General features: G+C 42.1%; 21 protein-coding genes and 1 pseudogene. 9 read left to right on the top strand and 13 right to left on the bottom strand.

Going from position 1 to position 21,573, the window contains the following annotated elements:
• Nucleotides 1-88 precede the first annotated feature (88 nt).
• Complete coding sequence (locus AC6IZ0_RS05035) at nt 89-2,527, top strand: heavy metal translocating P-type ATPase (protein ID WP_497725292.1); 2,439 nt, start codon at nt 89-91, stop codon at nt 2,525-2,527.
• 31 nt (nt 2,528-2,558) lie between these two features.
• Complete coding sequence (thyD, locus tag AC6IZ0_RS05030) at nt 2,559-3,479, top strand: thylakoid membrane protein ThyD (protein ID WP_497725291.1); 921 nt, start codon at nt 2,559-2,561, stop codon at nt 3,477-3,479.
• Between the two features lie 47 nt (nt 3,480-3,526).
• On the opposite strand, the gene AC6IZ0_RS05025 is transcribed toward thyD, so the two are convergent.
• From AC6IZ0_RS05025 to AC6IZ0_RS05015, 3 genes are all read right to left on the bottom strand, one after another.
• Entirely contained in the window at nt 3,527-3,769 is a 243-nt protein-coding gene (locus AC6IZ0_RS05025) for a DUF8620 family protein (RefSeq protein WP_271732829.1), read from the bottom strand.
• Between the two features lie 124 nt (nt 3,770-3,893).
• Nucleotides 3,894-4,316 carry a tetratricopeptide repeat protein gene (locus tag AC6IZ0_RS05020; protein WP_497725290.1) on the bottom strand — a complete coding sequence of 141 codons (423 nt, stop codon included), beginning with the start codon at nt 4,314-4,316 and terminating at the stop codon, nt 3,894-3,896.
• Nucleotides 4,317-4,402: 86 nt separating this feature from the next.
• Entirely contained in the window at nt 4,403-4,759 is a 357-nt protein-coding gene (locus AC6IZ0_RS05015) for an iron-sulfur cluster assembly accessory protein (protein ID WP_271732826.1), read from the bottom strand.
• A gap of 591 nt (nt 4,760-5,350) precedes the next feature.
• Here AC6IZ0_RS05015 and AC6IZ0_RS05010 point away from each other — a divergent pair.
• The 5 genes from AC6IZ0_RS05010 to AC6IZ0_RS04990 all read left to right on the top strand — a co-directional run bounded on the left by AC6IZ0_RS05010 (nt 5,351) and on the right by AC6IZ0_RS04990 (nt 9,767).
• Entirely contained in the window at nt 5,351-6,991 is a 1,641-nt protein-coding gene (locus tag AC6IZ0_RS05010) for a DUF6930 domain-containing protein (protein ID WP_497725289.1), read from the top strand.
• A 90-nt stretch (nt 6,992-7,081) separates the two neighbouring features.
• Nucleotides 7,082-8,521 carry a 9,9'-di-cis-zeta-carotene desaturase gene (gene zds, locus AC6IZ0_RS05005; protein ID WP_271734340.1) on the top strand — a complete coding sequence of 480 codons (1,440 nt, stop codon included), beginning with the start codon at nt 7,082-7,084 and terminating at the stop codon, nt 8,519-8,521.
• Between the two features lie 85 nt (nt 8,522-8,606).
• On the top strand, nt 8,607-8,834 hold the full coding sequence (locus tag AC6IZ0_RS05000) for an IS607 family transposase (RefSeq protein WP_497725288.1): 228 nt from the start codon (nt 8,607-8,609) through the stop codon (nt 8,832-8,834).
• 10 nt (nt 8,835-8,844) lie between these two features.
• Nucleotides 8,845-9,285, top strand: coding sequence for a zinc ribbon domain-containing protein (locus AC6IZ0_RS04995; protein ID WP_497725287.1), 441 nt, complete (start codon nt 8,845-8,847; stop codon nt 9,283-9,285).
• 35 nt (nt 9,286-9,320) lie between these two features.
• Nucleotides 9,321-9,767 carry an SRPBCC family protein gene (locus AC6IZ0_RS04990; RefSeq protein ID WP_497725286.1) on the top strand — a complete coding sequence of 149 codons (447 nt, stop codon included), beginning with the start codon at nt 9,321-9,323 and terminating at the stop codon, nt 9,765-9,767.
• 139 nt (nt 9,768-9,906) lie between these two features.
• Here AC6IZ0_RS04990 and AC6IZ0_RS04985 read toward each other — a convergent pair whose 3' ends face one another.
• The 3 genes from AC6IZ0_RS04985 to AC6IZ0_RS04975 are packed head-to-tail and all read right to left on the bottom strand — an operon-like array spanning nt 9,907 to nt 12,039.
• Nucleotides 9,907-10,146, bottom strand: a complete 240-nt coding sequence (locus AC6IZ0_RS04985) for a 2Fe-2S iron-sulfur cluster-binding protein (protein WP_271731023.1) — start codon at nt 10,144-10,146, stop codon at nt 9,907-9,909.
• Nucleotides 10,147-10,161: 15 nt separating this feature from the next.
• Nucleotides 10,162-11,637, bottom strand: a complete 1,476-nt coding sequence (cobQ, locus tag AC6IZ0_RS04980; RefSeq protein WP_497725285.1) for a cobyric acid synthase CobQ — start codon at nt 11,635-11,637, stop codon at nt 10,162-10,164.
• 9 nt (nt 11,638-11,646) lie between these two features.
• Complete coding sequence (locus tag AC6IZ0_RS04975; protein WP_497725284.1) at nt 11,647-12,039, bottom strand: Npun_F0494 family protein; 393 nt, start codon at nt 12,037-12,039, stop codon at nt 11,647-11,649.
• A gap of 106 nt (nt 12,040-12,145) precedes the next feature.
• On the opposite strand from AC6IZ0_RS04975, the gene AC6IZ0_RS04970 reads away from it, so the two are divergent.
• On the top strand, nt 12,146-12,583 hold the full coding sequence (locus tag AC6IZ0_RS04970; RefSeq protein WP_271731026.1) for a peroxiredoxin: 438 nt from the start codon (nt 12,146-12,148) through the stop codon (nt 12,581-12,583).
• Between the two features lie 44 nt (nt 12,584-12,627).
• On the opposite strand, the gene AC6IZ0_RS04965 is transcribed toward AC6IZ0_RS04970, so the two are convergent.
• The 5 genes and pseudogenes from AC6IZ0_RS04965 to AC6IZ0_RS04945 form a co-directional block, all read right to left on the bottom strand.
• Entirely contained in the window at nt 12,628-12,981 is a 354-nt protein-coding gene (locus tag AC6IZ0_RS04965) for a hypothetical protein (RefSeq protein WP_271731027.1), read from the bottom strand.
• A gap of 48 nt (nt 12,982-13,029) precedes the next feature.
• Nucleotides 13,030-13,918: pseudogene (locus AC6IZ0_RS04960) on the bottom strand (ABC transporter permease).
• 47 nt (nt 13,919-13,965) lie between these two features.
• A complete protein-coding gene (locus AC6IZ0_RS04955; protein WP_497725283.1) occupies nt 13,966-14,985 on the bottom strand; it encodes an ABC transporter ATP-binding protein in 1,020 nt (339 codons plus the stop codon).
• A gap of 103 nt (nt 14,986-15,088) precedes the next feature.
• Nucleotides 15,089-16,105 carry a cytochrome d ubiquinol oxidase subunit II gene (cydB, locus tag AC6IZ0_RS04950; protein WP_271731032.1) on the bottom strand — a complete coding sequence of 339 codons (1,017 nt, stop codon included), beginning with the start codon at nt 16,103-16,105 and terminating at the stop codon, nt 15,089-15,091.
• A gap of 52 nt (nt 16,106-16,157) precedes the next feature.
• Nucleotides 16,158-17,603: a cytochrome ubiquinol oxidase subunit I gene (locus tag AC6IZ0_RS04945; protein WP_497725282.1), complete on the bottom strand. Its 1,446-nt coding sequence runs from the start codon at nt 17,601-17,603 to the stop codon at nt 16,158-16,160.
• Nucleotides 17,604-17,939: 336 nt separating this feature from the next.
• Here AC6IZ0_RS04945 and AC6IZ0_RS04940 point away from each other — a divergent pair, with 336 nt between their 5' ends.
• Entirely contained in the window at nt 17,940-18,752 is an 813-nt protein-coding gene (locus tag AC6IZ0_RS04940) for a TdeIII family type II restriction endonuclease (protein WP_280793620.1), read from the top strand.
• A gap of 3 nt (nt 18,753-18,755) precedes the next feature.
• Here AC6IZ0_RS04940 and AC6IZ0_RS04935 read toward each other — a convergent pair whose 3' ends face one another.
• A complete protein-coding gene (locus AC6IZ0_RS04935; RefSeq protein ID WP_280793619.1) occupies nt 18,756-20,123 on the bottom strand; it encodes a DNA cytosine methyltransferase in 1,368 nt (455 codons plus the stop codon).
• 181 nt (nt 20,124-20,304) lie between these two features.
• The gene (gene ald, locus AC6IZ0_RS04930; protein WP_271731035.1) at nt 20,305-21,396 is read right to left on the bottom strand and encodes an alanine dehydrogenase; all 1,092 of its coding nucleotides are present in this window, start codon (nt 21,394-21,396) and stop codon (nt 20,305-20,307) included.
• Nucleotides 21,397-21,573: the final 177 nt, after the last annotated feature.

Below are 21,573 nucleotides of genomic sequence, written 5' to 3'. Positions count from 1 at the left end.
TCTGTCAAATCTCCAAATTTCGCCTACGCTCAAAAGAGGTACGCTTTTATTAAGGCGTTGAATTTTCGTAGCCAACTCAACACTTGTCATGCAACTGACCCCGAAAACTCAGTTTACTCCAGAACGAAGCCCGACCTTAGAGAAAATTATCCTCGATGTGGGGGGGATGAAATGTGCTGGATGTGTAAGCGCTGTAGAGCGACAGCTAACCCAATATCCAGGAGTGAAAAGCGCCTGTGTGAACTTGGCTACAGAGGTAGCTGTGGTAGAGTCAGAACCTGGTGCTGTAGACCCGGACACACTAGCACAGCGATTAACATCAGCTGGATTTCCCTGTCAACCGCGTCAGACTAGGGGAAAAGTAGCTGGAGAAACTACGCTTGAAGAAAAAGAAGCACAAAAGCGCCAAGAAATGCGTTCTTCATTCCAGCAGTTAATCATTGCTGGGGTGCTGCTGGTGTTGTCAGGAATCGGACATTTTGAGAATATAGGCTTGTCGATCTTCTCAGAATTAAACAATATCTGGTTTCACTGTGGATTGGCAACATTGGCCATAATCATTCCCGGCCGCCCCATTATAGTAGAGGGTTGGCGGGGATGGCGGCGCAATTCGCCTAATATGAATACTCTGGTGGGATTGGGAACGCTGACAGCCTACATTGCTAGTTTAGTAGCGCTGCTATTCCCCAAAATGGGCTGGGAATGCTTCTTTGACGAACCAGTAATGATGCTGGGTTTTATCCTCCTGGGTAGGACTTTAGAACAACAAACCAGAGGAAGAGCGTCGGCGGCCTTTAGAGAATTGCTCACACTCCAACCACAAGTAGGACGGTTGATTCTCAACCCAGACCCGGAAAAAATAGGTTTGGGAACCAATATTATGGAGATTCCCGCAGAAAGGGTGCGTGTTGGTGAATGGTTGCAAGTACTACCAGGAGATAAAATTCCTGTGGATGGTGAGGTGCGCTTTGGGCAAACAACGGTGAATGAGTCCATGCTCACCGGGGAATCTGTACCAGTGATGAAGCAGCCCGGAGATATGGTAGCTGCTGGAACTATTAATCAGTCAGGAGCATTGGCTATAGTCGCCACTCGAACCGGTAGGGATACTACTTTGGCGCAAATAGTTACCCTAGTAGAAACAGCACAAACACGTAAAGCGCCAGTGCAAAAGTTAGCCGATACGGTGGCGGGTTACTTTACTTATGGTGTGTTGACGGCCTCTGTATTGACATTTGTTTTTTGGTTTTTTTGGGGTACTCACATTTGGAGTGATGTGACGGTTTCTGGGGGTATGGAAATGATGAACCATTCCCCAATGTCTCATACAGAGGTCATGGATGGGGTTCTTACCCACTCTCCTCTGCTAACCAGCTTGAAACTAGCGATCGCCGTTATGGTTGTGGCTTGTCCTTGTGCTTTGGGACTGGCGACCCCGACAGCAATTCTTGTAGGAACCGCCATGGGTGCTGAACGGGGTCTGTTAATCAAAGGTGGTGATGTCTTGGAAACAGTACACCAGTTAGATACTGTGGTATTTGATAAAACAGGTACTCTCACAACTGGTAATCCTACTGTAACAGATTGTCTACCTATGGGAGAATGGAAGGATGACAAACCCTACTCTCTCCTACAACTAGCAGCAGCAGTGGAAAATGGCACTTACCACCCCTTAGCTAAAGCCATTCAACAAGCAGCACGGGAGCAAAATCTATGTATTCCTGACGCTGTGGATTTTCATACGGAACCGGGATTGGGTGTATCTGGTATTGTGGAGGGTCTGTCTGTAATTTTGGGTAACTGCGCTTTCTTGAGTCAGCATGGCGTGACTTGGAGTGACGCTGCAGAACAGATGATCCTACAGCTAGCAGAAGATGGTAAAACAGTTGTGGGGGTAGCAGTTGGGGGAAATTTAGCCGGACTGATTGCTGTGCAAGACCCCCTGAGAGCGGATGCTCAAGCCACAGTCAACCAGTTGCGTCATATGGGTTTACGGGTTATTTTGCTCAGTGGCGATCGCTATGAAGCAGCTAAGTCCGTAGCTGAACAACTAGGACTAGATGGCGCTGATGTGATGGCTGGGGTTCTCCCCAGTCAAAAAGCGGTTCTGATCCAGGAATTACAAACACAATCAGCCTCTAAAGTCGCTATGGTTGGCGATGGTATTAATGATGCGCCGGCTTTATCACAAGCAGATGTCGGCATTGCTTTATATTCGGGAACAGATGTAGCCATGGAGACGGCGGAAATTGTCTTGATGCGCGATCGCTTAAATGATGTTGTCGCTTCAATTCAACTGAGTCGCTCTACTTTCAACAAAATCCGCCAAAATCTATTTTGGGCATTTGCATACAATACTATCGGTATTCCCTTAGCTGCGGGTGTATTATTACCCAGTTTTGGGTTTATTCTTAGTCCATCTGGGGCGGCAGCATTAATGGCTTTTAGCTCTGTGAGTGTTGTTACCAACTCAATCTTATTGCGCAATTGGTCGTCAAAAATCAAAGACTCATCACCGCTCGGTTAAAATAAGGGTTTGGTGGAAGTGCATTAAGATTATGAAAGTAGCAATTACAGGAGCAACAGGATTTGTCGGTAGTCGTTTGGTGGAAAAACTGCACAAGGAGGGTCATCAAATACTGGTGTTCACCCGCAACCCTGCTACAGCGGTGAAGGTTTTTCCCCCAGGGGCTTTTCCTCAAGTAGAAATTGTAGCCTATACCCCCACTGTGTCTGGTTCTTGGCAAGAAGCTATCAACCGTTGTGATGGTATAGTTAATTTAGCGGGAGAACCCATTGCTGAGGAACGCTGGACACCAGAACAAAAGCAGAAAATCCTCAATAGTCGCCAGCTAGGTACGCAGAAAATAGTCGAAGCTATAGCTCTGGCTAATCCTCGTCCCTCTGTGTTAGTTAATGCTTCTGCTATTGGTTATTATGGCACGAGTGAAACTGCTACCTTTGATGAAACCAGTTCACCTGGTGAGGATTTTCTAGCTCAAGTCTGTGAAGTCTGGGAAGCAGAAGCCCAAAAAGTTGAAGATGCTGGTGTCCGCTTGGTTATTCTGCGTTTTGGCATCGTTTTAGGCAATGGTGGCGCTTTGGCGAAAATGATTACACCTTTCAAGCTGTTTACAGGTGGACCCCTTGGTAGTGGTCGCCAGTGGTTATCGTGGATTCACTTAGATGATTTAGTAAATCTAATTTTGCAAGCTTTAACTAACCCGGGGATGAAAGGTGTGTATAATGCCACTGCTCCTCATCCTGTGCGGATGGCAGAGTTAAGCCAAACTTTGGGGGAGGTTATGCAACGGCCTTCCTGGTTACCCGTTCCTGGCTTTGCTCTGGAGCTGCTCTTAGGGGATGGAGCTATGGTAGTTTTGGAAGGTCAAAAAGTTATGCCTCAAGGTACTTTAGAGGCTGGCTTTAAGTATCAATATCCTCAATTATTACCAGCATTGCAAGAAATTATTGGGTAGGTTTTCACACCGGAGGAAAGAGGACTAATGTCCTCACTAAAAAACTGTTAATTAGCCTGAAATTTGCGGGAAATCCAACTAATTAAACCGCTAAGGATAGCGCCCCCCATCAGGATACCAATTGCTGGGTTAAACAGAGGTTGCCAAAGTTGATGCCATAAATCTAAACCGAGGTTGATTCCCGCAGCATCGCCAAAGGCGGCGATCGCTAACCAGCCAAAGCCAAATAAAACTAAGAATACATCAGCAACTAAAATCAAGTTTAGCCAGTTTAATAATTTTTCTTTCATACTGAGAATTGGAGTTGAAAAACCGGTATAGATATAAAGGGCTTGGGAAATTTTTTGGTTTCCCCTGTATCCCCCTAGAAGTTTTCCTCTGGGGAGAAAAACCCGGGGGATCTGATCCTAAATTTTAGGACTCAAATAGCCAGGTTTTAACTTTTGCCAAACTTTGCCAATCTGGTTTCCGGCTTAAACCATCGGCAATACTATCTTTAATATCGCTTTCCCATTCTGGGTTAACAAAAATTAACTGTTTGGCAAAATCAATATGTTCTCGTAATCCTTTTTGACCTGTTTCCAGCATTGAAACCGCCAAATTAATTCTGGCTTGTGGGTCTTGTGGATTTAACTTCACCGCCTTATGTGCTGCTTTGTAAGCCAAGTTGGGTTGATTTTCTAGCAAGTACAACCAAGCTAAACAAATCCAAGCAGAACTTGTTTTCGGGGCGCGATCGCACACTTCTTGAAATACTGGGATTAAAGATTCTGCTGGTTCACCAGCTTTATAGCGTTCCAATCCTGTATCAAACAGGAATTCAACTGTTTGAGCCATAGCAAATCAGTTAATAGTTATATAATCAATAGTCAGTAGTCAGCCGTCAATAGTCATGAACAACTGACAACCAACCACTGACAATATTACACTCCAAACGACTTACCGCAACCACAGGTTTGGGCTGCATTGGGGTTAGTAAATTGGAAACCACCACCAATCATGGCATCGCTATAATCGAGCATTAAACCATAGAGATATAATAGACTTTTGCGATCGCAAACAATTTTGAAGCCATCGTAATCAAACACTTCATCATGAGGAGTGATCTTGCTGGTGTCCTCAAAGTCCATCATGTAAGACATCCCAGAGCAACCACCTTGACGAACTCCCACTCGTAAGCAAAGTTCTTCTCCTTGCTTTTGTTGCAGGGATTTAACCTGGCGCAAGGCTGCTTCACTTAGTTGAATTCCACGTTGTTGAGACTGAGTTGCTTGTGTCATGTTGCCGTTTCAACTCCTTTAATGGTATAATAAGTAACCTATTTAGGTTTTTGATAATTCTCGGATCACCATTGAGTTTTTGCTCTTATTGTAGCGAGACTGAGATGATTATTTGCCAAATTGTAAACAATTGGTCAAAAGTAGCCAAAACTTATTATCCTAGAATGGAAGGATTGGGCATTTCCAGAGTTCGGCTCCTTATAACAACCATCAGTTGCAACTACTCTTCAGGTGTGGTCTTAGGAAGATTTTACCCAAGGCTAGCTGCTATATAAAACCTAGAGAAAGCTAGAGTTTACTTTCTACTTCAACGGGAGCATGGGAGCGGTTATCCCTTAGTAGACTTGCACGCCTTAGCCAGACGCGATATTTCTCTTAAGATTTACAATAAAGACTACCGCTATCATTGCTTGGTTTTCGCGTTGGCAATAGTCTTAATTCAATACCTGATATCGTATTATATATCAAGTGGGCGATTTTCTTAACTCACTTATGTCAATTCTTGTCAACATAAGTATAGTTTTGTCTATAAAATAGTCAGCTTAGAACTAGCTCTACTGCCAAATAGCTTCTTTTTGATTAATCTACTTTATGACAAGCTTTAATCGCTCTACCACTCGTCGGTTGAAAACATTAACTCAAATTCCTTCTGTATGGGAGGGCGATCGCCGTCCAATGTCATCATCGCCAACATCAGCTTCAGACTCCGAGAGCAACGGTGAATGTATTCTTTGGGTAGATGGTTCCCAAGGTGTGGTGCGGGGGATGGATGTAGTATCTCCTGAAATAGGTCCAGAAGCAATTGTTCGCACCTTAATGCGTGCAATGGAGCATCCCCATAGCCCTGGTAAACCAGCCAGACCCCAAAAGATTGTAGTTAAAGACCGAGAAATTCAGTTTTACCTGCGGGGTGTGCTGCAAGGCTTGGATATTAGCATTGATTACGTTCCCGAATTGCCCTTAATCGACGAACTTTTCCGCGGATTTACTGAGATACAGGATAACCAAGTTCCCGATTTACCTCCCCAATATGCACAAGTATTGCGTGATCAGGCCTTCGCTGTTTGGCACACTGCACCTTGGGAATTTTTACAAGAACAACAAATATTATCAATAGAGATTAATAACTGGGACGTTGGGACACTGTACGTTTCCGTCATGGGGATGTTGGGGATGGAGTACGGTATTTTACTTTATCGCTCTGAAGATTCTCTGAGGCAGTTTCGGGCAGAAGTTTTAGAGGATGATGAATCACAAGCACATTTAGAAGAGGCTTTCCTCAAACAAGACTGTCTATTTCTGACTTTTGAAAGTGAAGATGAAGATGAAGATGAAGATGAAATGGATGGGGACGAGGATTTAAGCGATTTACCCATATCGGAAATTGAGCCTACTTTCGGTAATATCCACCCATTAGAAGGATTGCGGTCGGTTTTGTATGAAGAGGAAGCACTAGCAGTGTTTGTGGCTCTAGAGAGCCTGATCCGCTTTATCCGCGATTACCATGAACAGCTCGATAGTGAAACTTTTCCTACCCTCAGCCGTCGCTATCGTATTTCTGTACCTAAATCCAATTCAGAATCAATTAAGTCTTTGTCTGTGACTGTCTCCACTATGCCGCAGTTAGCAGCAGAATTAGAGGAAATGGCAGGTTGGGACATGGAAGAACTAGAAATGGGAGCCGAAGACTCGCCTGATTTTCCTGGCTTGCGAGATGATCTGATCCCAGAAAATTCTTTTATCAGTCTGGGAGTAATCTCTTGGGAAATGTTAGACTCATTGCGTCAAGGAGTTCTAAATTATCAATCTGCTGAAATATCAAAAGTGGGTGATGGATTACCGGTAGTTTTAATTCAAACCTCACGACCCAAGGCTAAAACTATCATTGAAAATATTGTCGCAGCCGGCGGACTCAAAGCCATTTGCTTTAATCCGGGTGCTGATCCTTTTGATGGCGATCGCTACGATTTAGGTTTGTTGCAAACTGAAAATGGCGAATTATTCTTGTTCGGTGAATTTTTAGATGATGATCCAACCCATGGAGAAGCCCGGAAGAAATGGGATGAGCGGTGTAAAAACACCAACGGCTACTGTGCTTTGATTATTGCCAAAGGAATAAAAGGATCTACGAGTCGCAACCCCCAATTAGGAGATATGATGGCTTTATTTGAAGCGCACTCACTTTCTCATCAAGCCCTAGGTTTTGGCACTCTGCAACTCATGCCTGAGTGAGAATTTGACTAAAACTTACCCAAGAATCAATAGCTAATTCCGCTACCAACTCAGTTACAATTTGTAAAGAAACTGAAAGGGTAAGATGGAATGCGCGTTGCAATTGTGGGTGCGGGACTGGCTGGGCTAGCAACCGCGGTAGATTTGGCTGATGCTGGTTGTGAAGTAGAGATTTTTGAGTCCCGCCCATTTGTTGGTGGTAAAGTCAGTAGTTGGGTAGATGAAGATGGCAACCATATTGAAATGGGATTGCACGTATTTTTTGGTTGTTACTACCAGCTATTTGATTTAATGGAGAAAGTGGGGGCATTATCCAATTTACGGCTAAAAGAACATACCCACACTTTTATTAATCAAGGGGGACGTACTGGTAGTTTAGATTTTCGCTTTATTACTGGTGCGCCTTTCAATGGATTAAAGGCATTTTTTACAACTTCTCAATTATCATTACAAGATAAACTACAAAATGCCATCGCCTTGGGTACTAGCCCCATTGTTCGCGGATTAGTAGACTTCAACGGGGCGATGAAAACTATCCGTAACTTAGATAAAGTTAGCTTTGCTGAATGGTTCCGCAGTCACGGCGGTAGTGAGGGTAGTATCAAACGGATGTGGAACCCCATTGCTTATGCTTTGGGATTTATTGATTGTGATCATATTTCCGCCCGTTGTATGTTGACAATCTTCCAGTTTTTTGCATCTAAAACTGAAGCCTCAATTATGCGGATGCTGGAAGGTTCCCCAGATGAGTATTTGCACAAGCCCATCCTGAAATATTTAGAAGCAAGAAACGTTAAAATTCATACTCGTCGCCAAGTCAGGGAAATTCAATTTACTCAATCAGGAGAACAAACTCAGGTAACTGGTATTGTAGTTGCCCAAGGTGACACCACACAAACCGTTAGGGCTGATGCTTACCTGTGTGCTTGCGATGTCCCGGGGATTCAGCGTATATTACCCGAAGAGTGGCGTAAGTGGTCGGAATTTGACAATATTTATAAATTAGATGCAGTACCCGTGGCCACAGTACAGCTGCGATTTGATGGCTGGGTAACAGAACTCCAAGATGAACACGAACGCAAACAGCTAAATCATGCCGCGGGGATAGATAATTTACTCTATACTGCCGATGCTGACTTTTCTTGTTTTGCTGATTTAGCCCTGGCTAGTCCCAGTGATTATTATCGCCCGGGACAAGGGTCTTTATTACAGTTGGTACTCACACCGGGAGATCCTTTTATTAAACAAACCAATGAAGCGATCGCCCAACACGTCCTCAAACAAGTTCATGAACTGTTCCCCTCATCCCGCGAACTGAATATGACTTGGTATAGTGTTGTAAAACTGGCGAAATCACTCTACCGAGAAGCACCAGGGATGGATCCTTACCGTCCTGACCAAAAAACCCCAGTGCATAACTTCTTTTTAGCAGGTAGTTATACTCAACAAGATTATATTGACAGCATGGAGGGAGCAACCATTTCTGGACGGCGTGCAGCAAAAGTGATTTTAGAGAACCTGAAACAATAAGCAAACGCACCAAGCAGAGGTTAGCCAATAGCTAGTTATTTGCTAACAATAGATTATATATCCTCACAAATGCTAAGATAGCGGTATGGCTTATGTACCACTACGAGAAGCAGTCAAACAACTGGGAGTGCACCCAAACACTTTAAGGAAGTACGCAGACAATGGCAAGATTGAAAGCATCAAAAACGAAGGAGGACAAAGACTTTTTCACGTTGAATCCTACCTCCGTGGTGCAGCTAGAACTTCCTTTGTCTGCTACTGCCGAGTTAGTTCAACCAAGCAACGAGACGACCTTGGTAGACAAATCGCCTAAAAGAAGAAGGATGAAGTTTGCCGCCAGTAGACTGCGAGGTAAAATCAAAAACCTTGTAGACGAACTGCACAAGAAAACTGCTCGATTTTTGGTTGATAACTTTGACATTATTTTACTGCCAACCTTTGAAACATCCCAAATGTCTCAGAAGGCGAAACGACGAATTAGGTCAAAGTCAGTGCGCCAAATGTTAACACTCTCTCACTACCGATTTAAGCAGTTCCTTAAGCACAAGGCTTTTGAGACTAATAAAGTGGTTATGGATGTCAACGAAGCGTACACATCAAAAACAGTCAGTTGGACTGGTGAAATCATCCCCAACCTTGGTGGTGCTAAATTCGTTAAGTCTCCATCTGATGGGCAGGTAATGCGCCGGGACATAAATGGTGCGCGAGGGATTTTCCTACGTGCATTGGTTGATACGCCCTCTCTTAAAGAGTGTATTTGTTAGTGAATGTTAGCAAAAAAGTATCGGAATCAAAGAAAATGGCAGAGTGGTTAGAGCATAGTGTGCAGATTGAAGTCGATGCTCCCATAGAACTAGTATGGGGTCTGTGGTCTGACTTAGAGCAAATGCCACGTTGGATGAAGTGGATTGATTCTGTGAGGATTTCGCCAGACAACCCGGACATATCTCTATGGAAACTTAGTACAGGGGGTCTGGAATTTAAATGGAAATCCCGGATGATCAAGGTCGTCAAAGAGCAAATTATTCAATGGGAATCCGTTGATGGTCTGCCAAATCAAGGTGCGATCCGCTTTTATGACCGCCATGGTAGTAGTATTGTCAAAATGACGGTTTCCTATGCCATCCCTGGAATTATTGGCAAAATTATGGATAATTTGTTTTTGGGGCGGGTAGTTGAGTCTACCATTGAAGCTGATTTGGAAAGGTTCAAAGAATATGCTTTGAATGTTAAATCTCAAAACTAACCACCCCAAGCCATTCAAGACCAAATTAACTACCACGACTTAGCCCCTAAATTCTATTTATGGGGGCTAGCCGCATTATTGCTATAGGTTTATGATACCTAAATATTAAATGCTCACGTAACAAAATCAGGACAAAGAATTACCAAGTAGGGTCACCATACAAATTAATGATCATTTCTTCGCGCTCTGGTGACACTGAGGAAATACAGGCGCGAATGACTTCGCCATCTTCTAGTTCAACAGTGCAAGCATGACAAGAACCCATGAGGCACCCGGTGGCAATAAACACCCCAGCCCGTTGCGCTACATCTAACAGCGGTTCTCCCACTTCGGCATTAACAGTCACATCATCTGGTAAAAAGCGGACGCGAATAGTCATGAACAATAATTTTAGTTAAGGTAAAATTGGCTCTAAGTTTAAATGGGTTTCAATTTCTGTAGCCAGAGAGTCTAAAATTTGTTCTCGATGTTCTTTGTAGTTAGCAACACCTGTAGGCAAAGATTTTAAACCTCGTTGTTGACGCAGACGATTTAACCAAGCCCGTCGCCAAGGGCCATTATCAAACAGTCCGTGGAGATATGTACCCCAAACAGATTGAGAGTTATCCACTAGTCCTAAATTAGGATCATCAAATAAATGATGGTATCCTGGGTTATCTTCTGATTGTTCTATGCGCGATCGCCCTTGGTGGATTTCAAAGCCGTTGACTGGTAAACCCATTTGGGGATAATTGGAGCTAACTTGGCGCTGACGAGCAATTTTCTGTCCGGTAATTACAGTTCTAATGGGTAAAAGATTTAACCCCTGAAATCTACCAGCTTGTCCTTCTACTCCTTCGGGATCAGCGATAATTTGCCCTAGCATTTGATAGCCGCCGCAAATACCTAACACTGTACCGCCAGAAGCTGCATAGTTTTTAATTGCTTCGGACATACCCGTTTTATGCATTAGTAGCAAGTCGGTAATTGTGGTCTTTGTTCCTGGGATAATTACGGCATCGGGATGTCCTAAATCTTGCTTCATACTCAGAAATTTTACCGCAACACTCGGCTCCGACTCTAAGGGGTCAAAATCGGTAAAGTTAGCAATTCTGGGTAAGCGAATAACAGTGATATTCAGGTCAGTATTGGTTTTGTATGACTTACGTTCTAGTAGGTCTAGGGAGTCTTCGGCGGGAAAAATTTCTTGAAAATAAGGGATCACACCAATCACAGGAATGCCAATACGTTCTTCTAACCATTTTATCCCGGGTTGCAAAAGCGATCGCTGACCCCGGAATTTGTTAATTACTATACCTTTAATTAATTGACGTTCTTCTGGTTCTAGTAACTCCAGAGTTCCCACCACATGAGCAAAAGCACCACCCCGGTCAATATCAACTACTAATATAGTTGGTGCGTTTAAATATTTTGCTATCCGCATATTAGTTAAGTCGCGGTGCTTGAGGTTAATCTCCGCCGGACTACCCGCACCTTCACAGACAAGTAAATCAAATTCTGTGGATAAATGTTTTAGAGACTCTTCTATTGCCTGCCAACCAATATTAAAGTATTGTTCATAATAATCTGAAGCTTTGACTTTGCCTACAGCTCTACCTTTGATAATCACTTGGGATGTCATATCCCCCTGGGGTTTGAGTAAAATTGGGTTCATTTCTACCCCAGGGATAACACCAGCTGCCCAAGCTTGTACTGCTTGAGCATAACCAATTTCTCCCCCATTGGCGGTGACATAAGCATTCAGAGCCATGTTTTGACCTTTAAAGGGAGCGACCCGCCAACCACGCCGCGACAGAATCCGACAAATAGCTGTACTTATCAGTGATTTCCCTGCGTGGGATGTTGTTCCCACTACCATAATTGCTTTCATAGTTCGTAATTAAAAGGGTAGTCGAAACCAGTAAACTACCGCATTATACAAGCGATCGCTCCAGGAAGCATTAGGCCAATTTTGGCCATGGAATTGTTCCACCAACAGATGACCTAGAGGAGTGAGGCGGAAACTATCCGTAATTCCCTGACCATCCACTTCTCGCCGCAAAATACCCACTTGAATCAGCCAGTTTAAAGCATCATCACAAGCCAATTCTGATAAAGGGCTTTTAGTATAGCCATTCTGGACACCATTTTCCATAGCGATGGCACTTAATGGTAAACTCTGCTGACGCATAGCTTGCAACAATACAAGATTAAAAGGAGAGCATATAAGCGATCGCCTAGCCCTTTCTACTGTACTACTGGCATAAGATAAGGTTTTCTGGTCATTAGTCATTGGTCACTTCCCAATTTTGAGTACGATTTTTTTGAGTCAATTCCTTAAATATTGTAAATTATTGTAAAATTTCAAAGTCATCAATTTAAAACAGGAAAGGTTCATTATGCCTCTAGCAGTTGGTACGGATGCACCTGCATTTACCGTCAAAGATACTAACGGTAATACGGTTTCATTATCTGATTTTGCTGGGAAGACAGTTGTTTTATACTTCTACCCCAAAGATGACACCCCGGGTTGCACCAAACAAGCTTGTAGCTTCCGGGATGCTCAACCTGAATATTTAGGTAAAGATGTAGTGGTGCTGGGAGTCAGCGCCGATGATCAAGCCTCTCATCAGGCCTTTACCCAAAAATATAATCTCAACTTTCCTTTGTTGGCTGACACTAACCAAAGTTTAATCAAGGCTTATGATGTCGATGGCGGTGGTTACGCCAAGCGTGTTACCTACGTAATTGACCCTAACGGCAAAATCGTTCATGTTGACGCTAGTGTAAATACTACTACCCACGCCAGTGATGTTTTAGCGGCACTTGGTCTGTAGTTTTGAGATTTTGAATTAACCTATCAGGTTAATTCAAATCCAATTTATGGTGATTCAGTTCCTTGAGGTAAAACCGATGGTGAATCTGTATTTGAGCGTTCCTGTTCTTGAAAAGCTTTTTGTTGTCTGGCTCTAAAGTCGGATGCTGCTGAGTCTATTTGTTGTTGTTGCTCATCAGCATTCCAGTTGACATTCCCCAAATTCGCGCGGTGAATAATATCAAACATATTTAAATCACCTGAGTTTGGGCTAGCTAATGGGTCACTATTCTGGTTTGTACCACGATCTACAGAGTTAAATTGAGCCAAACTCGGTGGAGCGAGAAGCAAGGAAGCCACGCTAATTCCTGCAACACTGAGCAGGGAAAATTGAGTAAGTGATAAAAATGGTTTTTCCATGGAGTTTTGACTGTAAAATTACTATCAATAATTTAGCTGACTGAGCTTTTAGGCCAGAGTCCGCCGCAGTCGGGTTTGAATGCTCAATAAAGCTATCAACGCAAAGCCAAACAACACCAGGAGCGCTCCCCCAAAGGTAACATTACCCCAAGGTGCTGACATGACTACACTATTTAGCCCCCAATCGCTGTGAAGATATAGGTAACGAATTGGTTCTATGGCAAAGCTCAGGGGGTTGAGGGTAGCGACAATTTGCAACCACCCTGGCATAAAGGATAAAGGAGCTAAGGCGGTACTGGCAAACAATAAGGGTAGGTTAGTGACAAAAATAACCGCAATTAATTCAATGTGTCCAGGTAAGGCAAAGGCTAAACCCAGGGAAATGGCGGTTACACCCAAGGAGAGCAGAAACACGATTAAGGCGATCGCACTCAACCCGGCGGCATCGGGTAAGCCTGCCCCTAGAAATGCTGCTGCTGCTACAATTACCGCTGCTTGTAGTAAACTTTGGCTAATGATAAAGATGGCGGAAGCAAAGACAATGGAAAACCGAGAAGCTAAAGGTGCTACCAGTAACCGATTTAAAAAGCCAAATTCCCGGTCAAACATCACCGGTAACCCAGCATTCAAAGCACCCGCAAAAGCTGTAAACACAATTACACCAGCCGCCAAAAATTGACCGTAATTGCTCGTAGTTCCAAACAAACCTTTGGGGGCATTTTGGAATAAAGCCCCAAATAGCACTAACCACATCACCGGTCTGAATAATTCCAGCAACTAAGGTTGAGGGACGGCGTTGTAATTGAATAAACAACCGACGAGTTAAAGCTAGGGTCTCTTGGACTAGTTCACCCAATAAATTGGGGGCAGTATTCACATCTAATTCTGGCGATGCTAATTGCTGCCAATTCATTTCAGATTTAGGGGTAACACTCATAGTAATTTAGGAAGTAGGGTAAAAGCGGGAAGTTCCATGACCAATGACTATCTCATATTTTGCTTTTTCTCAGCTTTGAGATCGCGGGTGCTAATTGCAGCGAGTTCTGCATCCAGCAAAGTTCGCCCGGTGGCCGCGAGGTAAACATCATCTAGGCTGGGCCGAGATTGAGAAATACCAAAGATCGGCAAGCTCACAGTGTTGAGGGATTGCTGTATGGTCATTAAGGCATCATTTTCTGGTGTTACTACCAAGTTGAGGGAATTACCTTGGGCGCTGTTAATAATTACTTCTTGGACAAAGGGTAAGTTTTGTAACACTTGTTTGGCTTTTTCGGCTTCTTCTGCTGGGGAAAATTCCCGGATGCGCAGAGTGATGCGATCGCCCCCAACTTGATCTTTTAATTGAGAAGGTGTACCAACAGCAATCACCGTACCACGGTCAATAATAGCCACGCGATCGGCTAATGCGTCGATTTCTTCTAAATAGTGACTGGTAATCAATACTGTTGTTCCAGAGGCGCGTAACTGGCGTAAAAATTCCCATACCACAAACCTGCTATCTATGTCAAGCCCCACGGTCGGCTCATCTAACACTAAAACATCTGGAGCATGGAGTAAACCCGCTGCTAAGTCTAGGCGCTTGCGTAAACCACCGGAATAGGTTCCGGTCTTTTTCTCGGCGTATTCCTGTAAACCCAGTAAATTTAACACCATATCAATCCGCTGTTTAGCCACGGACCGGGGAATGTGATACAGCGCTGCTTGGAGTTGTAGTAGTTCCCGTCCAGTTAGAACCTTATCTAAAGCGACTTCTTGGGCTACATAGCCCAGTTTTTGGCGAGCGATTTTCGGGTTCTCCGTCACCGATATACCAGATACTTCGATTTTGCCAGCATCCGGTGTTGTCAGAGTACATAAAGCTCGCAGAGTCGTAGTTTTACCCGCACCGTTAGGACCGAGTAAACCAAAGATTTCCCCCGGTTCCACCTCAAAGGATACATCTTTGACTGCGACTACTTGACCGTAGTTCTTTTGTAGCTTTTCAATTAAAACGGCAGGAGCCATGACAGCTTAAACTCTAACTATACAAATCTCAACAAATTCTATTTCTATTGTAGATGAGTCGTGAGAGGTCAGGGGAGTTCTAGATCACCTTCCTTCCATGACTTTATGACTCCCCATACTGTCCCCCAGTCACCTTACCGCGAAACACAATGTACTGGTAAAGGTTGTAAAACAACATCACCGGAATCAGAAACCCGATAAAAATAATCATAATTACCAGGGAACTCGGATCAGCCGCCGCCTGATAAATGGTAATTTGATTAGGGATAATATAAGGAAAAACAATTAATCCCAACCCCAAAAAAGTCAGGACAAATAAAAGAATAGTCCAGACAAACGGCGCTCTTTCCTCTCTCAGGTTAAGACTCTTGAGAAGTTGCCAAATTAGTAACACTCCCAACACAGGAATTACCGCAAAGATATATACTAGTGGTTGTTGAAATAAGCGTGCTCTGGCATTTTCATAAATAATTGGTGTGCTAATGGTGATGAAAATAGCGCCTATTAAAGTCGTCCAAGCCGCAATTTTAGCAGTTTTAAAATGAGTAGCTTGTAATTCTCCTGTAGTCTTCCACACTAGGTAAGTCGAACCAATTAAAACATAGGCTTGAATCAAAGTTAAAGCCACTAACACAGAAGGAATGCTCAACCAGTCCCAGGTTGTACCAATAAAGTGTCCAGCTTCATCAACTTTAATTCCCTTGAGTACCGCACCTAAAGCAAAACCTTGACCGAGCGCGGCGGTAAAACTCCCAGCACCAAAGGCAAAATTCCATAAAAATTTGCGGTTGGATAACTCCCGAAATTCAAACGCTACTCCCCGGAAAATAAACCCAAACACCATAGTCAGAATGGGAATATACAAGGCGCTTAAAATTGTGCCATAAGCCAAGGGAAACGCACCGAACAGACCCCCTCCCATTAAAACTAGCCAGGTTTCGTTTGCATCCCAAATATTACTGAGACTGGTCATTAAAATTCCCCGGCGTTCCTCGTCGGATGAGGTGAGAGATAGTATCCCCACCCCTAAATCAAAACCGTCTAGCATGACGTAGAGGAACAGGAACAAAGCCAAAATTACAAACCATACTTGGGGGAGAAAATACTGGAGTGTCTCCATATAATTAACTCTTGAGATTGGTTGCTAAATTAGAGGTTGTGGAATTTTCTGATTATTGTTGTGCTTCTGCGGGACGTTCATCGGGTAGAAACTCCCCAGGGGTGGTTTCTACTGCGGGTTGAGTAATTTCTAGTCCTGGGACTGGTAAATCTAGATTTGGACCTTGACGTATTATGCGACTACCAAAGTACAAAGCTGCAATAAATAAGAGAGTGTAAACTGTAGCAAAGCTGCTGAGTGAAACTAAAACATTACTAGCAGGTATATGAGAAGCAGCGTCAACGGTGCGGATTTGTCCGTAAAGTGTCCAAGGTTGTCTTCCTACACAGCGCACAATCCACCCGGACTCTACGGCGATGTATCCTAGAGGTGCTGCAAGTATCCAACCCCGTAACAACCAGGATTGCTGGGTGATGTTTTCTACTGATAGTTTACCGCGTAACCATTGTAATGTACTGAATAACATTAAACCGGCTAAGAAAAAGCCAATGGCGATCATGGTGCGGAAGGCGTAATAAATTAAACCGACCATGTGGGGTCGATCCTCTGGTTTCCACTCTTTTAGTCCCCGTACTGGTTCGGAAAGATTTCTCTTAAATTCCAGAATGTACCCCAGGGCGTTGGGAACGGTGATTTCCCAGTCGTTTTTTTGGGCTTTTTCGTTGGGTATGGTTAGCAAACTCCAGTCAGCAGGTTGTCCCGCTGGTGAAGATTCCCATTGGGCTTCCATGGCTGCGAGTTTCGTGGGTTGATAGTGATAAACTTGCTCGCCGCTGAGGTGTCCGATGTATATTTGTAATGGTGCAACTGCGATCGCAGCTGCTAAGGCAATCTTAAAAGACTTAGAAAAGAAACCCGGTTGACGTTGCTTTAAAATATACCAAGCGCTAATTCCCCCAATCACAAATAAAGAGGTTTCCAGTGTCGCGAAAAACATATGCAGTACACTGTTAACCATAAAGGGATTTAAAATTGCTTGAAAATAATCACTGACAATAAATTTACCATCCACCATTTGCCCACCTGCGGGGGTTTGCATCCAGGAGTTTGCTGTCAAAATCCACAGGGTGGATAAGTTCGCACCTACAGCTACCAAAATTGTGGAAAGATAGTGAATGGCGGGATTGACACGCTCCCAGCCGAATAACATAATGCCTAAAAATGCAGCTTCTAGCATAAACGCCCAAGAAGCCTCAAAACCAATAACACTACCAAAAAAGTTACCCACGGCTTCCGAGAATGGTCCCCAATTGGTGCCAAACTGAAATTCCATGGGTATACCCGTTGCTACGCCAATACCAAAGTTAAGGACATAAAATTTAGACCAAAACCGAGCGTGAAGGTAATAATCAGGATTTTGAGTTTTTAGCCATACTCCTTCAACGATGACCAGATAAATCCCCATCCCCGTTGTTAGGACTGGCCAGAGCATATGGAATAGTGCTGTTAATGCAAATTGCATCCGTGATAACACCACAGAATCGGATAAAAATTCCACGATTTATCTCCCTGGGTTAGCCATACCTAGGATACACTTTTCGGCTACAATGTCAATATACTCAAAAGTTAAATTTGTATGATACTTTAGTAGAGAATATCACTTGTCCAGGATTTGTCCCGGTTGATGTTCATTGAGTAAGTGCTGAATGTTAAGTATAAGCTATAAGTTTTTGAGTATTACTTGGAGTAAATAAATTAGTGGATATAAAAAGGCGTTTTGCTCTGACTATAAACCAGCGAAGGAAGCAAATAAAATTATGTCAAGAACAAGCGAAAAAGGCATAACTTCATCGTACTTATATTTACGATTTCTTTGCTGATTTTGATATACATTATGGATAAAGATATTAAAGATAGAATCAAAGTTACCTTGAAAGAATCAATTAGGAATTTCTTTAAAGATAAAAAAGTCAAAAATTACCAAGTATTAGATGATATTTTCCCTGTTGAAAGGCGAATACGCTCTTTGATAGGCGGTTTAGAAACTAGTTTAGGTACAACTTTTTGGGAACCCATAGCTAAAACCTTAGCAGAAATCAACGGGTTTGAAATTATACATAAAAGAATATTACGCCCTGAACCATTTCCGGAAAAATTGCGGAATGAATTCAATCAATTAGTTTATGAACGTGAAAATAAGCCAAATAATCAGAGAGTTTCCACTAAGGAATGTATAAAAAGACTAAAAGAAGCTGCTTTAGCAACTCATCATCAAGATATAGGTAAATATACATCTCCTCCACCTGGAACTGGAGTTGATATTCATTTTTGTAAAGACGGAATAGAATATATTTTTGATCTCAAAACTACACAACCAAATCAAGGTGATTTTAAAGGATTCAATAAGCAACTTCTAGAGTGGTATACATATAGGTTTGCTGAAAATCCTGATGCTAACTTAGAAGCTCGTATTGCTATTCCTTTTAATCCTTTTACGCAAGATTGGTATAAAAACAAGAAAAGTATGTTAACTAATTCTCCCTTAGATATTGACCAAGATATATGGGTTGAAAATGAGTTTTGGGATTTTTGTTCTGGAATGGAAAACACCTTTGGACAACTTAAATCACTTTTTATTGAACTAGGGAAAGAAAATTTTGCAGCAGAATTTGATGATATTTTTTATCAAGACAATTTTTATAAATAAAACTTAAATTTCCAGAGTTTTGAGTAATTCTTTAGCTACATACTCGACTACAGGGACGGGAACAGCATTACCAAAGTGTTTTCTTGCAATATCATCTTTCTCATGATAATTAAAGTTTGCTGGAAAACCTTGTAACTTACAAGCGTGTTTTGCAGTAATAGGTATATATTTTTTATTTCTATATATTTTTTCTAGGAAAATATTTTTATAATCTTCCGGATGAGTAGCATAAATAGATACTGTTGCTATATAATCTTTAGCACCAGTCGCAGTTAAAGTTGGCACAATATCCGCCGTAGGTAAAATAATTCGATAAATATCATTAATACCTGTCATATTTTTAGAGTTAACAAATTCATACTTATTATCATGAGTTAAACGCAATATTGATTTTTTGACTAATTCATTTAATTCACTAACCTGGATATCAGATATTATTTCCTGAAAATTTTTAAAAGATAAAGGATTACCATCTTTATTACCGTATTTTTTACTTCTTCTATGTTTAAGAAGAGTTAAACAAATCATTTTTTCTCTGTCAGTGGTGAAGATTATATCCCAGGAATGGATTGTTGTATGTCCATTTCTCAAATCTGAAAAGATAAAAAAATCGTTTAATTCATCGTTTTTTTGAAATCTAGTTCTAGATGGTGGAACTACACCTCTAAATAAGGTCTCACTACCTAACTTAACCTTTTCCACAACTTGGATATTTTTGATATCCTCCAAAATATCTAAAACTTTGGGATGAATATTTAAAGGATTAGGAAATTTATATTCTTGATATCTGTCTATATTATTTTTAATTCCCACAATAAAAACTCTATCTCTATTTTGAGGTAAACCAAAGTCATAGGCATTTAATATTTTCCATTTAACACAATATCCTATATTCTGGAATTGTTGTAAAATCAATTCTAAGTTGTCTCGATTTTTTGGGCTGGCTAATCCACTGACATTTTCAAAAATAAAGGCTTTAGGTTGACTTTTTCTGACTAATCGAATTACGTCAAACCATAATTTACCTCTGGGATCTTCAAAACCTTTTAAACAACCTGCAACTGACCAAGGTTGGCAAGGAACACCACCGACTATTATATCAATATAAGGTGGTAGTTCACTGATTTTAGTAATGTCGCCTAGGTCAAGTTCATCTTTATTTAAGTAGCTAATAAAATTTTGTTTATAAACCTTTATTGCTTGTTTATCAACTTCGGAATATCCTAAACATTGACCACCTAATTTCTCTAAAGCAATTCTAAAACCACCAATTCCAGCAAATAAATCTATGAAAGTAAATTTGTTTTGATAAGTTACTAATTGTAAAGGTAGTTCTATTTGTTTTGGTATTTGCGAACATATAATTTTCATTTCTCTTGGCCAATCCTACTAACTAGCTATCAAGACAAAATTATTGATTATCAGAATAAATTATACCACATACTCGTCAAGATTAGCTAACAATTAAATTTTAAGCATAAAATATTGAGCCTGCATAGGCAGGCTTTTTGGTCTAACCTTAGAGGATATAGTAGCGCAATTACCGAATATCTTAATTTACCAAATCCGGGAAAACTTCTTGCACTGCTGGATGTACTAAGCGGTGATTTTGCACATTCAGGCCTTTAGCTAAGGCTGGGTTGACTTCTAGGGCTTTAATACCTAAATTTGCTAATTGGACAACATAAGGTAATGTACTGTTATTAAGGGCTTGGGTAGCCGTCCAAGGTACTGCACCCGGCATATTGGGAACTCCATAATGTACGACACCTTCTTCTATGTATACAGGATTGGTGTGTGAGGTCACGTGTAAAGTTTCTACACAACCGCCTTGGTCAACTGCAACATCTACAATTACCGAACCGGGGCGCATTTGTTGGACAAATTCACGGGATACTAGTATGGGCGCTCTGCGTCCGGGGACTAAAACAGCACCAATGAGTAAATCAGCTTCTTTGATAGCAGCTTGGATATGGGCTGAGTTGCTGTATAGTAGTTCTACTCTAGAACCAAATACATTTTCTAAGTAAGATAACCGCTCGACATTTACATCTAAGATTTGCACAGCAGCACCCATACCCACAGCAATTTTAGCCGCTTCTGTACCCACAACGCCGCCGCCTAAAATTACTACTTTTCCTGGTTTGACCCCAGGGACACCCCCTAAGAGAACTCCTCTACCACCTTGCTGGCGTTCTAGAAATCTGGCTCCGAATTGTACTGCTAGGCGACCAGCAATAATGCTCATGGGACTGAGCAAGGGTAGTTTATTGGCACCGGTTTGTTCTACGGTTTCGTAAGCGATCGCACAAGTGCCACAATCAATTAAATGCTCGGTTAAACTGCGATCGGCTGCTAAATGCAGATAAGTAAATAATATCTGCCCTTTTTGTAAATACTTATACTCATTTGTCAAAGGTTCTTTGACTTTGACAACTAAGTGCCGATTCCATGCTGCTTCGGCTGTGCAAACAATCTCAGCCCCGGCCTGTTGATAGTCCTCATCTGTAAATCCCGCACCACTACCTGCTTGACTCTGAACAAAAATGGTATGGCCATTTTCTCTGAGTACCCGCACACTAGAGGGACTTAACCCTACCCGAAACTCTTGATCCTTAAACTCCCGAGGAACGCCGATTTCCATGTTCCGCCTCTAATGATTTTTTTGTTCAACTTTAGCCTGCTCAGACTTGCACTTCCGTATTAGGGATAGCTAATTACTCAGCTAGGTGATCAAACTCCTGCCCTTGACTATTGCCCCCATATTTCTACAATATATAAAAAATAATTACAAATTGTTAAAATAGGATTGTACGGTTTC

Source organism: Anabaenopsis sp. NIES-4685, assembly GCF_059725405.1.
Note: the sequence above shows the minus strand (reverse complement) of the source record. Positions and strands in the feature narration are given on the sequence as shown.

What these genes read in the sequence shown, in the direction of transcription:
- AC6IZ0_RS05035 (WP_497725292.1), top strand. Translation starts at nt 89, where the DNA reads ATGCAACTGACCCCGAAAACTCAGTTTACTCCAGAACGAAGCCCGACC.
- thyD (WP_497725291.1), top strand. Translation starts at nt 2,559, where the DNA reads ATGAAAGTAGCAATTACAGGAGCAACAGGATTTGTCGGTAGTCGTTTG.
- AC6IZ0_RS05025 (WP_271732829.1), bottom strand. Translation starts at nt 3,769, where the DNA reads ATGAAAGAAAAATTATTAAACTGGCTAAACTTGATTTTAGTTGCTGAT.
- AC6IZ0_RS05020 (WP_497725290.1), bottom strand. Translation starts at nt 4,316, where the DNA reads ATGGCTCAAACAGTTGAATTCCTGTTTGATACAGGATTGGAACGCTAT.
- AC6IZ0_RS05015 (WP_271732826.1), bottom strand. Translation starts at nt 4,759, where the DNA reads ATGACACAAGCAACTCAGTCTCAACAACGTGGAATTCAACTAAGTGAA.
- AC6IZ0_RS05010 (WP_497725289.1), top strand. Translation starts at nt 5,351, where the DNA reads ATGACAAGCTTTAATCGCTCTACCACTCGTCGGTTGAAAACATTAACT.
- zds (WP_271734340.1), top strand. Translation starts at nt 7,082, where the DNA reads ATGCGCGTTGCAATTGTGGGTGCGGGACTGGCTGGGCTAGCAACCGCG.
- AC6IZ0_RS05000 (WP_497725288.1), top strand. Translation starts at nt 8,607, where the DNA reads ATGGCTTATGTACCACTACGAGAAGCAGTCAAACAACTGGGAGTGCAC.
- AC6IZ0_RS04995 (WP_497725287.1), top strand. Translation starts at nt 8,845, where the DNA reads ATGAAGTTTGCCGCCAGTAGACTGCGAGGTAAAATCAAAAACCTTGTA.
- AC6IZ0_RS04990 (WP_497725286.1), top strand. Translation starts at nt 9,321, where the DNA reads ATGGCAGAGTGGTTAGAGCATAGTGTGCAGATTGAAGTCGATGCTCCC.
- AC6IZ0_RS04985 (WP_271731023.1), bottom strand. Translation starts at nt 10,146, where the DNA reads ATGACTATTCGCGTCCGCTTTTTACCAGATGATGTGACTGTTAATGCC.
- cobQ (WP_497725285.1), bottom strand. Translation starts at nt 11,637, where the DNA reads ATGAAAGCAATTATGGTAGTGGGAACAACATCCCACGCAGGGAAATCA.
- AC6IZ0_RS04975 (WP_497725284.1), bottom strand. Translation starts at nt 12,039, where the DNA reads ATGACTAATGACCAGAAAACCTTATCTTATGCCAGTAGTACAGTAGAA.
- AC6IZ0_RS04970 (WP_271731026.1), top strand. Translation starts at nt 12,146, where the DNA reads ATGCCTCTAGCAGTTGGTACGGATGCACCTGCATTTACCGTCAAAGAT.
- AC6IZ0_RS04965 (WP_271731027.1), bottom strand. Translation starts at nt 12,981, where the DNA reads ATGGAAAAACCATTTTTATCACTTACTCAATTTTCCCTGCTCAGTGTT.
- AC6IZ0_RS04955 (WP_497725283.1), bottom strand. Translation starts at nt 14,985, where the DNA reads ATGGCTCCTGCCGTTTTAATTGAAAAGCTACAAAAGAACTACGGTCAA.
- cydB (WP_271731032.1), bottom strand. Translation starts at nt 16,105, where the DNA reads ATGGAGACACTCCAGTATTTTCTCCCCCAAGTATGGTTTGTAATTTTG.
- AC6IZ0_RS04940 (WP_280793620.1), top strand. Translation starts at nt 17,940, where the DNA reads ATGGATAAAGATATTAAAGATAGAATCAAAGTTACCTTGAAAGAATCA.
- AC6IZ0_RS04935 (WP_280793619.1), bottom strand. Translation starts at nt 20,123, where the DNA reads ATGAAAATTATATGTTCGCAAATACCAAAACAAATAGAACTACCTTTA.
- ald (WP_271731035.1), bottom strand. Translation starts at nt 21,396, where the DNA reads ATGGAAATCGGCGTTCCTCGGGAGTTTAAGGATCAAGAGTTTCGGGTA.